This window comes from Aeromonas sp. sif2433 (assembly GCF_019218705.1).
GTDB lineage: Bacteria > Pseudomonadota > Gammaproteobacteria > Enterobacterales > Aeromonadaceae > Aeromonas > Aeromonas encheleia.
Genome location: NZ_JAHUXD010000002.1, coordinates 89,744 through 101,413, shown reverse-complemented (window position 1 = coordinate 101,413; position 11,670 = coordinate 89,744). Strand labels below are relative to the sequence as shown.

The window sequence follows — 11,670 nt, the reverse complement described above, 5'->3', positions numbered from 1 at the left end:
CAGGTACCTTACTTGAGCAGCGCCTCGATCAGGATGGCCTCGGCCTCCTTGATGTCATCCGGGGTAATGGCGAGCAGCTGGCGCTCCGGGTAGCGCACCGGGTCGGCCTTGGGGTGAGGCTTGTCCTTGTCGCCGAAGTGGTGCACGGCGGCAACCTGATCGGCCACGCCGGCAAAGTAGATGCTGGCCTCGGTTTTGGTCAGTTTGGCCTTGAGCCAGCGGGACTTGATGAGGCCCTTGAACATCTTCTGCTGGCTTGGGCGGGTTAACACCTTGCTTTTGTCGAGGCTGATGGTGCGAATAACGCGGGACTTGAGGAAGGTTCGCACCGCGCCCCGGTAGCGGTCGTAGCCCATGTACTTGCTGCCAAGGTTGCGATAGTTCTTGAGGTTACGGATCGCCTTGTGACCGCTCGCGGTCTTGTACAGGAACGAGATGTGCGCGTTGCCCTGTTGCGGCGCTTTTCGCTCGCGCATCTTCTGGCCGTAGGGGGTGAGGTTGCGTTTGATGCGGGCCTGGTTGCGATCCCGGATCAGATCGTTAATCGCACGCAGCGTGTGTTGCACTGCCCCCTCATTACCCATCGCGGCAAAGCGGTCTGCCAATCGTTCCAGATCGGCTAAATCGTCCTGGTGACCAGTGCTGGCGGCCATGGCACGTCCTCCCCGTTGAAGTTGTAATCCCACTCCATCCCCGCATAGGGATCTTCTGGCGGCTCAGGCAGGTGCTCGCAGCACAATCCCGCCTCGGTGCTCCAGACCTTGACCCGCTCGGTCAGCGGGATGGTGATCTCGATGTCATAGAGGTCATTGGCCGAGATCTCGACCTCAAAGCGCAGGCCGTCAGCACGCTTGTTGCTGTTGGTCATCAGTTCGGGTTGCTGTCGACGGATCCACGCCAGCAGGGGAATGACCAGCGCATCCGGGTGGTGGGGGTAGTCGATGACGATGACCCGGGCGTCGTACTGATATTCGAACGAGAGGGAGGTGGCGCCGGTGGCCACCGCCTTGCCCTTGTCGGCGAACACCAGCAGCCGATCCGGATTCTGGCGCAGCTCGGGGTTGGTGAGGTTGATGGCGGCCCGCAGTTCGGCCAGCTTGTTCATGGGGCCTCCTGCTGATGGATAGCGCCGTGATGGCGACTGGCCAGGACTTCCGTCATGGCGGGCAAGCGAGGCTGGCGACGGGGGAGCAGGTGATAGACCGAGCCACGGCTCTTGAGCAGGGCGCAGAGCAAGAAGGCAGCCAGCACGACGTTGGATGGGTCAGGAACCGGCAGGCCGCCGACGATTAGGCGTAATGGCACGGTACCAGAGGCCACGCAGAGTACCCATGCCAGCCAGGCGGGCAGGGCGCGATACTCACCCCCCTTGCGGTCAAATAGTATCACCCGCAGGAAAATGGCGAGGCAGATCAAGGCATAAACACAGGTGTAGATGGCCACGCCGATGGGGGCATCCTGGAGCAGGGTCATGATTGTCTCCCTTTGTTGAACAGGACCGCAAACAGGTTATCCATGTTGAGAATGACGGTCTTGAATGCCTTCACTGTCAGAGTTGAGGCGATAATCGCCCCTACTGCATTACTGACATCGACGTTGGCAGGCAAAATGTTGGCCAGTAGGTGACCAGCCAAGCCTGCCAAAAGTAGACCAGTGATGAAGGAGGCAATGAATAGGGCGATCTTGCGCAACCAGCCTAACTCGTCGGTAATGGAGGTAAAGATCAGGGCGCCGGTAAAGGCGCCGAGTACTACAGAGGTATCGACTCCGGGTAGAGTGAACAGCATCAATATCAACCCAGTGAGGGCGCTGGTTGCTGCGCTGGATGAAATCGGTTCGGGCATAGTGCTCTCCTATCGTTTTGTACTGTGGTGTTCGGCCAGGCTCCGGCAATCGATACAGAGCTCACATCCCCTGACCGCCTCACGGCGGGCCTGGGGGATGGGCTCGTCGCAGTCGATGCAGAAATGTGGGCCGGTGCCACTGATGCGGGCGGCATGGATACCAGCGTCTATCGTCAGTTGGCGCAGTTGTTCGAGGCGGTCGAGTTCATCGTCGAGACGGCTCATGGTGTCAGTCCCATAGTTGGATTAGGGGGGCCTCGGCCTTGGTCGGGGCGTCTGGCAGGGTGATTAGGGTGCCGATGGGCAGAAGAGGGTCCAGCTCGGCCAGGGCCGGATTGAGTTGCAACACCTGTTCGGTGATGCCTGCGGTGTAGCCGTAGTGGTGGAACAGGATGAGGTCGAGGGTGTCGCCCTGCTTGGCCCTGATCTGCATCAGATGAGTTCCACCGTGAGGTGGCCGGTACCGAGGATGTCCCTGATAGCGAAACGGGCATCGCGGTACATGTCCGCCGCGGTGGTGTCGCGGGCCTCGGTGTCCTTGACCGCGTCACCGGTGGCCGAGCTGTCGAGATAGCGCTCGTACAGGTTGCCGCGTGCCATAGCGTAAACCGCGCGGCGGTAACGGTGCACCAGCACGGACTCCTGGTTGATTGACTCGGCGGGCACGGACATCAGGCTGGGGTAGCCGGCTGCCATCTGGTACTGGCTCCAGCGGGCGAGATCGCCGTTGACGCTGGCCACCGCGTCGATCACCGCATGGCGTAGCCGATCGGTAGTGATGGTGCCGTCGGTGCGCATGGTGCTGCGAAAATCCTCCAGCTCGATCACCGGCCAAAAGTCACCGCTGATGACCTTGCCTTCGTTCGGGGGGATGGGGTTGGTGGGGATAAACCCCTTTGTCTGTATCTGCAATGGGCCTCCGAATGGGCGGTGGTCGGGCCGTCAGGAATGCCATCAGGCATGCATCGGGCCCGAGCCGCCCAGGGTGCGGGGTTCGCTCGGTCAGCTGCCGTCGGGTGAACCGGCGGCGGCTTGTTCTTTTTTCACCTCACGTTCGAGCACTTCCAGCTCCTTCTTGATGCCGACCTTGTCATGGAGGGCGATCGCGCGCTGGTAGTGTTCGATGGCAGCCTGCTTGTGACCGGCCCCCTGGCAGGCGCGGCCCGTGGCCTTGTGCAGCTTGGCGTGCACCTGGTCAAACATGTCGCTGTCGGCCAGCAGGGTGAGGTAGTGGCGCAGCAGTGCCAGATCGGGGCCTATGCCTGCGTCTTGCAACTTGATGGCAGTGTCGGCCACCTCTTCGGCGATCAGGGTGGCGGCGGTGCGATCAAAGCGATCCGGGGTGGCGAGGGCATGCTTGATGACATAGCGGGCCATCGGCAAGGCGCCAGCCAGATCGCCGGTGTCGAGGGTCCACAGCAGGATGGTCACCAGTACGTCATCCTGGCCACCCCGGTCTGCGGCCAGCAGCCCTTGGATCCACGGTTGATAGGCGGCCAGCATGGTGCGTTTGACCTCAATCTTGCGCTCAATGCTCTGAATACCCTTGAGGGTGCGGCGATGTTCGGCCAGCTGCATCAGCTGGAGCTCGTAGGCGTTGGCGTATTGCCGGTCAGCGACCGGAGCCGCCCTGTTCAGGGCGGCTTGGGTCTTGGCCAGGTGGCGTTGGGCGGGGGTCATCACGGCTTGTCCTTGCTCTTCTCATCCTTGCCGGAGAAGAAGGCTCGGATGGACGCGGGAAGATTGGGAATGATGGCGGTAAGGGCTTCTCCCACCTTGGTGATGGCCTTGGCCATGAAGGTAGTAGATTCCCCCATCTGGACGATAGCACCTGCCACTTCGGCATTAGATTCAGCCTGAGCCTTGCCCACTTGGGTGATAGCACCTGTCACTTCGGCATTCGATTCAAGCTGAGCCTTGCTCACTTGGGCGATGGCATCGGCCATTTCGGCTGTGTATTCACCTACCTGGGTGATGGCACCGGCCATCTCGACAATGGAGTCAGTCACTTTGGTCAACTCCTCTTTGACACCCGATTTTTGCGCCGCAGGATCTGGGGCGGTGCCCATGATGATGTTCTCGGCGATGGCGATGCAGTCGTAATCTTCGACCACATAGGCGTCGTTGGAGCTCTCCCAGTTGACGATGCGGTTACGGCGCGGCTCCTCCTCCACCTGACGACGGCGGCCGCCTTCCTGCCAGTAAATGGACAGGTTGGCGAGTTTGGTTACCACCAGGCAATCGTCCGGCATGTAGGGCACCCGCAGAGCTTTGAGGCCGCCGAGCTGCTTCTTGCTCATCAAGACCTCGCCGGCCAGCTTGCACTGGTTGTCGTCGCCATCGTTGATGATCTGGAAGTATTTATCGCTGAGCAGCTTGCGACCGACAATGACGACCAGCTCGGTGTCATCGGCATGCCAGGGGGCGATCAGGGTGTTGACCAAGTCATACACCAGGGCATCGAGACTGATGTAATCGCCGGCGTCACCGATGAGGATCTGACCACTACCGGCAACCCCCTCGCTCATGATCTGGGTGGGCTGCTCGAGGCGGGTTTTTTCAATCCAGCCGATGTTGACGTCCTGCAGCATGGGATTGGCCACCCGATCGGTGTTCGCAGCTGCGCTGGTGCCGTTCCAGCCGATCATGATGCGGTCCAACCCCTGGCGCTGGATGATGGCGTCACGGATGCGGATCTGGAAATCGTTGAACTTGGCCCAGGCGTCCAGCTTGGCGAAACCGATGGAGGTGTCGTAGTTGGTCTGGAAACACTCATAACCCTTGGCTTGCAGCGCGGTCGGATCGACGGGTTGGCGCTCGGCGTTGCTGGTGTCGGTGCGGCTGGCGATGGTGCTGGAGATACCGATACCGACCTTCTCGCCCTTGAGCTCATCCACCGGGATGACGTTGATCATGCCGAGAAAGGCGACCGACTCCTGCATCTTGGTTTCGAGGGTCTGCTGCACGCTCGGCTGTACGGCGAACGAATGCAGGGCGCTGGTGATGGCATTGAGCTTGGCCAGCTGGGCGGTGTACTGCTCGAATTTTTGACGGGTTTCGTTGCGCATGAGGGGATGTCCTTAGCAATCAAGTTCGGGGGTAGTGGTGCTGCCTGTCGCGGGATGGCGCGGTGGGGTGAAGCCTTCCTGCTGCTCCAGGGTGGCCTTGAGGTCGGCCAGCGCGGTGGCGGTGGTGTCCAGCTTGCCGGTCAGGGCGGTGATGGTGCTCGCCTGCGCGCTCAACTTGGCATTGAGGTCGGTGCCCTGGGCGGTGACCTCGTTGGCCACAGCTTCGACGGCCTGGTGCACATCGCTGAAATCGGCGGTCTCCTGCTGCTTGTGGCGGGTAAACAGGGCGGTGACCCGCTCCAGCAGGCCGGGGCCCTTGTCTTGCTCTTCCTCAAATTCGATCACGGTTTCTTGCGCCGCGGTGAACAGGCATTCCGGGTGCTGCTTGCGATCGGCCAGTGGATTGACGGTGGCCTTGCTGCAGAAGGCCAGCATCTCGGTGCCGAGGCTCGCGGGGGAGTCGGTGACCGCCAGCCCCATCAGGTAGGCGCCTTTCTGGTTCAGGTTGGGGTGGATCTCGACGGAGGTGTAGACCTTCTGGCGTTGCTTGTTGAGGGCGACCAGCTCCGGGGTGGGGTCAATCTGGACGAACAGGGCCAGGCGCTTCTCGCCCTCCAGCTCGATCTCCTCGGTCTTGGCGGCGGTGATGTCGCCGTACATCTTGAACATGCCGGCCGGGTCCCAGCCGCGAATGTGCTCCATGTTGACGCGGGCGCCATAGGTGCTCTGGTTGTAGCGCTGGGCCATCTGCTCGATCCAGTCGCGGGTGATGGTGCGGCCATCGGTGGTCCCGCCTTCAACGGCGACACGGAAGAATTTGGACTTTGATGCCATGGGCGATCCCTTGGTGAGTGAATGGTCAGGTCGCGGCTATGGTCTGGGTGAGGGGCGGGATCGTGCAATCGAGGCCGGGTGTGTGCGGCGCTGACACACCCACGATGGCGCGGGAGGATGGCTGCGGCTGGGTAGACTGGCGCCATGACCACTGTCCTTTGGCCTTTCTCATGACAACTGCCCCCACCACCCCCCTGCTTTTTCCCCACGTAGACCCCAGACGGCAGGCCATGCACCTGTTCTTCCAGGGCTATCCGCTGCGAGCCATCAGTGAGCTGCTGCAGGTGCCGGAGGGGACGGTCTCGACCTGGAAGAAACGCGACGGCTGGGATGACATCAAACCCATCGACCGGGTGGATTTCGCCATCGAATCGCGCATGGTTCAGTTGGTGATGAAGGAGACCAAGACTGGCGGGGACTTCAAGGAGATCGACCTGCTGGGCCGGCAGCTCGAGCGGATCGCCAGGGTCAACAAATACAGCCACGGCGGCAATGAGGCCGACCTCAACCCGAAGGTGGCCAACCGCAACAAGGGGGCAAGGAAGGCGCCCGATCGCAATGTGGTGGAGCCCGAACAGCAGGCACGTTTAATCGAGCAGTTCGAGTCGACCATGTTTGGCTACCAGCGCACCTGGTTCGAGGCGGGCAAGCATCACCGGATCCGCAATCTGCTCAAGTCACGCCAGATAGGGGCGACATACTTTTTTGCCTTCGAAGCGTTCATTGATGCGCTGGTGACCGGCCGTAATCAGATTTTCATGTCGGCCAGTAAGGCGCAGGCCCATATGTTCAAGCAGTACATCATTCAGTTCGCCAAAGGGGAGGGGGTCGAGCTCAAAGGTGATCCCATGGTGCTGCCCAACGGGGCGCACCTCTATTTTCTCGGTACCAACACCCGCACAGCCCAGGGTTACCACGGCAACATCTACATGGATGAGTACTTCTGGATCCATGGCTTCATGGATTTTCGAAAGGTCGCCTCCGGCATGGCGATGCACAAGAAGTGGCGTCAGACCTACATCTCGACCCCGTCCAGCCTTTCCCATCCGGCCTATAAGTTCTGGTCTGGTGCTCACTTCAACCGGGGCAAAGCCAAGGCCGACCGGATTGAGGTTGATCTCAGTCACGCCAACTTGGTGGAAGGCAGGCTGTGCGGCGACCGGCATTGGCGCCAGATTGTGACGGTCGAAGATGCGGTCCGTGGCGGTTGTGATCTGTTCGATCTCGACGAGCTGCGCGGTGAGTATTCGGAGGACGAGTATCGCAACTTGCTGATGTGCGAGTTCATGGACGACACCCTCAGCCTGTTCCCGTTACTCACGTTGCAGCGCTGCATGGTCGACAGCTGGGAGCTGTGGGACGACTACAAGCCGTTCGCCGCCAGGCCATTCGGCTATCGCGCGGTCTGGATCGGCTATGACCCGGCCAAGGGCGCCGCTGGCAGTGATAGCGCTGGCTGCGCGGTGCTGGCCCCACCGCTGGCACCCGGTGGCAAGTTTCGCATTCTGGAGCGCCACCGCTGGAGCGGGATGGATTTTGATGCACAGGCGCGGGCCATCCGGGCCATGTGCGATCGCTACCACGTGACCTACATCGGCATCGATACCACCGGCATCGGGGAGGGGGTTTATCAGCTGGTGAAGCAGTTCTTCCCGGCGGTGACCGCCATTCAGTACAACCCGAACGTGAAGATGCGCATGGTGATGAAGGCGCAGGATGTGATGAACAAAGGGCGGCTGGAGTTCGACAGCGGAATGACCGATCTCGCCCAGGCGTTTATGAGCATCCGCCGTACCGTGACCCAAAGCGGCAAACTCCCTACCTTTGAAGCCAGCCGGTCGGAAGAGACCAGTCACGCCGACATCGCTTGGGCCACCATGCAGGCCCTGCTGCACGAGCCTCTCGAGGGCACCACCTCCACCAATTCCTCGTTCCTGGAGATTTACCAATGAGCAATCCCATGCCGGCCACGCCGGAGCCCTCTATCGAGGCCTTTACCTTTGGCGAACCGGTGCCGGTGCTGTCCCAGCGCGAGCTGTTCGACTACCTGGAATCGGCCTGGAACGGGCGCTGGTATGAGCCGCCCCTCTCCCTGGTGGGTCTGGCGCGGGTCTACCGGGCGGCGGTGCACCACGCCTCCGCCATCCAGATCAAGCGCAACATCCTGCGCGCCGGTTTCATCCCTCACCCCAAGCTGTCACTGGCCGAGTTCACCGCGCTGGTGATGGACTTTCTGGTGTTTGGCAACGGCTACCTGGGGAAGGTCAGCAACCGGCTGGGCGGGGCGCTGCGCTATGAGCACTTGCATGCCAAGTACGTGCGACGGGGGCGGTTGCCTGAGCAATATTGGTGGATAGCCGAGGCGGGCAAGCCGCTTGAGCTGCCGGCCGATAGCGTCGGCCAGGTGAAGGAGAGCGACATAAACCAGGAGATCTATGGCATCCCCGACTATGTGGCGTCGGTGAACTCCGCCCTGCTCAACGAGTCGGCGACCCTGTTTCGGCGCAAATACTACGAGAACGGTAGTCATGCCGGTTTCATCATGTATATGACCGACCCGTTGCACAACGAGAGTGACATCATTGCGCTGCGCAAGGCGCTCAAAGAGAGCAAGGGCCCTGGCAATTTCCGCAACCTGCTGCTCTACGCGCCGAACGGCAAGAAGGACGGGGTGCAGTTGATCCCGGTGTCTGAGGTAGCCGCCAAGGATGAGTTCCTGACCATCAAGAACGTGACCCGCGACGACCAGCTGGCGGCCAACCGGGTACCGCCCCAACTGATGGGGGTGCTGCCCAACAACACCGGCGGCTTTGGGGATGCGGCCAAGGCGGCGCTTGTGTTTGATGCCACCGAGATGGACAGCATCCGCGCCAGCCTGATGGAGCTGAACGATTGGGCAGGGGAGGAGATCATCCGTTTCAAGCCCTATCGACTGACAGAAATGACAGGGCAGGATGCATAAGAGAGGCTAATGTTACAGCGAATACCTGGAGTCTGTGCGTGTTCGAATGGCGTACGAAAAAGCCCCCTCACCAGAGGGGGCTTTGTTTTGTCCTTCACCTGGTGGCCTGTGCGGCCAGCAACTGCACCAGAGACGCCGGCCACACTCATCCTCTCGCGGATCCTCGCTCGCGCTCCAAGAGCGACAGGCGCAGCCTGCCGCCCCTGCCAGCACCCAGCGCGCGGAGTGAAGACCCCGCCTCGCCTGCGCGCTTTATGTGTCGATTTCCATGCAGGTGAAAGACTGTGGCTGGGTAGCTGCTCCCCGCGCCAGCACTGGCCGCGCGCGCCCTTCTAGATCCTTTTTGCGATCCTTCACTTTCCGCCAGATCCTTTCATTCACTTCTTGCAGTGGATGGTGGTTATCAGATCACCGTTCTCTCAGTTAGTTCCATTCAAGCAGCATCGATTTGGGCAACAACGCCACTTCAACTGATGGGAGGCATCCCCTGATGGTTAATGGATATCCCTCAGAGGTTACCCTGTAGTGTTTTATTACATTAGCTTGTTAATATATTTTTTGCTCTCGAATATTTTGGATGAGTAATTTGCAAATATTAAAGCAAGTGAAAGAGATGCAATCCCAACTAATGAAGAACACCAGAAGTTACTCATTATTTTTGATTCAAACATGCCAAAGACAAAGTATAAAATAGGATAGTGAGTGATGTAGATAGTATATGAATATTTGGAAGTGTTTTTAAGAAATGAAATTTTTTTGTCAAAAACAACCAGAAATAAATACATAAACGATGTAAAAAACAGACCGAAGGCCGTGTTGTAATAGCCTAAAATTATTTTTTTCTCTACAAATGAGAACCAAAGAAATGCCGACGCAGTAGCAAGAAATATAAATAATGAAATTGCTATGTATTTGTACTTTCCACTTGCTGCAGGAATATATGAAACAATCAGTCCAGAAAACCAAACGAATGCATAAATGAAGAATTCAAATTTAAGCGATGATATGCAGAAAAAAATAACCATGGCAGAAATAATAGATAATGGTTTTTTTGTAAATAGTAATCCTGCGATTACATAATACCACACCTCAAATGGCAAGCTCCATAACGGTTGATTAAATGGAATGACTGGGGAAAGTATCCCGTTGCTGAATGTTAAAATTGCAAAAATCTGAGATGGATTATAAATAAAGTTTCCATTCATCGCACCTCTTTCAGTAGACGATAGTATAGTATTTATTAACTCAGACAAGTATGGTGAAGTATAGTTAAGGACGATAATGAGAGCTATTGACAGAATCAATGGGGGATATATTCTTTTAAATCTACTTTCTGCATAAACGGATAACATGAAGCGCCCGTTTTTTATGGTGTTACTCTGTATGGATTTTCCAATAAGTAATCCAGACATTGAGAAAAATACCATTACACTGGATTGTGCTGCAAAAGATACATAAAGATATGCGTCAGGATAAAATCTGACGATGTAGAACTGTACAACATGAGCTATTGCGACAGTTATCGCAGCTAAACCTCTCATAGACTCGAGTGATACATGTTGGTTTTCTGTTAAGTTGTTCATCAAAAACCCTGCAAAAAGTCAAAAAGTCATATATACCAAAAATATCCTAACAGTAACACTAGGATGACTAACTAAGAAAGTAATTGAATAATCAAAGGTTTCTTAACTGCTGCCATGGCGAAGATCTGTTCACTGTCATCGAGCTTGTCTATCCCAAGGCAGGGTGAATACTATCAAGCTGATGGTCGGTGAAGGCTGAACTGTTCAGTTCTGCCTATGCGCTCCTTCCACACCGCATAGGCGGCAGCCTTGTCTACCTTTATCAGCACCTTCTTGGCTGGCGGCAGGCTGCACAGGTTAAAACTCATCGTGGCCACCTTGGTTATGCTGATATGGTAATTGATGAGTTGTGTCCGGTCACGCTTTCGTGACCGGACACGTTTTAAGATTAAGACACGGCCACCAGGTGGTAGGAGTGTCGGTTCAACCACGAACGACGCCCAGTGCGAAGTTTGCGAATCCACAGCCATTCTGGCTTTCTCTGGTCTTCCGGCAGCGGCTCGATGACCTTCCTTAATCCGTCAAAGGCTATCACCTGCTCTGGCTTTGCCAGTATCTCAGCCACGAACTCGACCTGTTCGAAGTAGACCAGGCTGCCATCAATATCCTCGACGACTCGGCAGGGCGGATCACCCGGTAGCGCCCGCCGACGGCGGGCTCAACTTGTTGCATCAGTTGCATGTTTCCTCCTTACAGGGCGATAGCCTTATCGCCCTGGGTGTGCCAGCACTCGGGCTGCCCTTTGAATGCACCACCGCATCCAGCAGGCAGAGCACACTCACAGTTCGGGCAGGCCTGTGCTGCCAGCTCTGCTTGTTGCTGCTGCCAGCGCTCCCAGTCGCGGCGCAGCAGGGTACTGATGTATTCGTCGGCGCTGTAGGGTTCACCGGATCCGGCTCTGGCACGGCGCAGGGTTTCCAGTTGTTCGCGTTCTCGGATGGAGAGCCGCACCTCAACCCGCTGGATACCGAGCGCAGCGTCTCTTGATCGCTGGGCCTGCTTTCTGGTTTTCGCGTCCTTTGGCTTGCTCATCTTGTGATCCTTTTGATAAACGCACCCTGGCGCGCTCGGGTGTCCTTCCATACCTGCTTGGCGGTGGGGCCAGTGGGGAGCACCCGCTTGGCCTTCACCGGTGGGGTGAGGGTGTCGACCTCGCCCAGGTAGAAGGGGAACCATGCATCCTTGAAGCTGATGACCCGTTCCATCCGGTCGAGCAGCCGATCGCAGATGTGGCGGTCGGCGGCCGGCAGGCCACTTAGTTCGCGGGTGATGGACGTGCGACCCGCCGATCCCGGCGGGTGTCGCTGGATGATGGGCCATAGCCGCAGGCAGTGCGGTTGCAGGCGTTCGATGGCGGCACGGGTATTGGAGTCCTGCAC

General features: G+C 57.9%; 15 protein-coding genes and 1 pseudogene. 2 read left to right on the top strand and 14 right to left on the bottom strand.

The window, feature by feature from the left end; genetic code table 11:
• Nucleotides 1–8: 8 nt before the first annotated feature.
• The 10 genes and pseudogenes from KW825_RS20720 to KW825_RS03405 form a co-directional block, all read right to left on the bottom strand.
• Nucleotides 9–566, bottom strand: a complete 558-nt coding sequence (locus tag KW825_RS20720; RefSeq protein WP_218328240.1) for a phage virion morphogenesis protein — start codon at nt 564–566, stop codon at nt 9–11.
• Between the two features lie 53 nt (nt 567–619).
• Nucleotides 620–1,105: a phage tail protein gene (locus KW825_RS03445; protein ID WP_218328239.1), complete on the bottom strand. Its 486-nt coding sequence runs from the start codon at nt 1,103–1,105 to the stop codon at nt 620–622.
• A complete protein-coding gene (locus KW825_RS03440) occupies nt 1,102–1,473 on the bottom strand; it encodes a phage holin family protein (RefSeq protein ID WP_256353760.1) in 372 nt (123 codons plus the stop codon). Before KW825_RS03440 ends, KW825_RS03445 begins: the two co-directional genes overlap by 4 nt.
• The gene (locus KW825_RS03435; protein ID WP_218328238.1) at nt 1,470–1,844 is read right to left on the bottom strand and encodes a putative holin; all 375 of its coding nucleotides are present in this window, start codon (nt 1,842–1,844) and stop codon (nt 1,470–1,472) included. The genes KW825_RS03440 and KW825_RS03435 overlap by 4 nt, the downstream gene beginning before the upstream one ends.
• 9 nt (nt 1,845–1,853) lie before the next feature.
• Nucleotides 1,854–2,069: a TraR/DksA C4-type zinc finger protein gene (locus KW825_RS03430; protein WP_218328237.1), complete on the bottom strand. Its 216-nt coding sequence runs from the start codon at nt 2,067–2,069 to the stop codon at nt 1,854–1,856.
• Between the two features lie 4 nt (nt 2,070–2,073).
• The gene (locus KW825_RS03425) at nt 2,074–2,277 is read right to left on the bottom strand and encodes a tail protein X (RefSeq protein ID WP_218328236.1); all 204 of its coding nucleotides are present in this window, start codon (nt 2,275–2,277) and stop codon (nt 2,074–2,076) included.
• Nucleotides 2,277–2,756 (bottom strand): head completion/stabilization protein, encoded by a 480-nt coding sequence (locus KW825_RS03420; RefSeq protein WP_256353759.1) that lies wholly within the window; start codon nt 2,754–2,756, stop codon nt 2,277–2,279. Before KW825_RS03420 ends, KW825_RS03425 begins: the two co-directional genes overlap by 1 nt.
• Nucleotides 2,757–2,846: 90 nt before the next feature.
• A complete protein-coding gene (gene gpM / locus KW825_RS03415; protein WP_218328235.1) occupies nt 2,847–3,524 on the bottom strand; it encodes a phage terminase small subunit in 678 nt (225 codons plus the stop codon).
• 365 nt (nt 3,525–3,889) lie between these two features.
• Nucleotides 3,890–4,912 (bottom strand): annotated as a pseudogene (locus KW825_RS03410) (phage major capsid protein, P2 family); the annotation flags it as partial.
• Nucleotides 4,913–4,924: 12 nt separating this feature from the next.
• Complete coding sequence (locus tag KW825_RS03405; RefSeq protein ID WP_218328233.1) at nt 4,925–5,746, bottom strand: GPO family capsid scaffolding protein; 822 nt, start codon at nt 5,744–5,746, stop codon at nt 4,925–4,927.
• Nucleotides 5,747–5,916: 170 nt separating this feature from the next.
• Here KW825_RS03405 and KW825_RS03400 point away from each other — a divergent pair, with 170 nt between their 5' ends.
• A complete protein-coding gene (locus tag KW825_RS03400) occupies nt 5,917–7,698 on the top strand; it encodes a terminase ATPase subunit family protein (RefSeq protein ID WP_218328232.1) in 1,782 nt (593 codons plus the stop codon).
• The gene (locus KW825_RS03395) at nt 7,695–8,708 is read left to right on the top strand and encodes a phage portal protein (protein ID WP_256353758.1); all 1,014 of its coding nucleotides are present in this window, start codon (nt 7,695–7,697) and stop codon (nt 8,706–8,708) included. Before KW825_RS03400 ends, KW825_RS03395 begins: the two co-directional genes overlap by 4 nt.
• A gap of 533 nt (nt 8,709–9,241) precedes the next feature.
• On the opposite strand, the gene KW825_RS03390 is transcribed toward KW825_RS03395, so the two are convergent.
• The 4 genes from KW825_RS03390 to KW825_RS03375 form a co-directional block, all read right to left on the bottom strand.
• Nucleotides 9,242–10,291 carry an acyltransferase gene (locus tag KW825_RS03390; RefSeq protein ID WP_218328231.1) on the bottom strand — a complete coding sequence of 350 codons (1,050 nt, stop codon included), beginning with the start codon at nt 10,289–10,291 and terminating at the stop codon, nt 9,242–9,244.
• A 173-nt stretch (nt 10,292–10,464) separates the two neighbouring features.
• The gene (locus KW825_RS03385) at nt 10,465–10,599 is read right to left on the bottom strand and encodes a DUF3283 family protein (protein WP_218328230.1); all 135 of its coding nucleotides are present in this window, start codon (nt 10,597–10,599) and stop codon (nt 10,465–10,467) included.
• Nucleotides 10,600–10,981: 382 nt separating this feature from the next.
• Nucleotides 10,982–11,323 (bottom strand): hypothetical protein, encoded by a 342-nt coding sequence (locus tag KW825_RS03380; protein WP_218328229.1) that lies wholly within the window; start codon nt 11,321–11,323, stop codon nt 10,982–10,984.
• The gene (locus KW825_RS03375; RefSeq protein WP_371315771.1) at nt 11,320–11,670 is read right to left on the bottom strand and encodes a hypothetical protein; all 351 of its coding nucleotides are present in this window, start codon (nt 11,668–11,670) and stop codon (nt 11,320–11,322) included. Before KW825_RS03375 ends, KW825_RS03380 begins: the two co-directional genes overlap by 4 nt.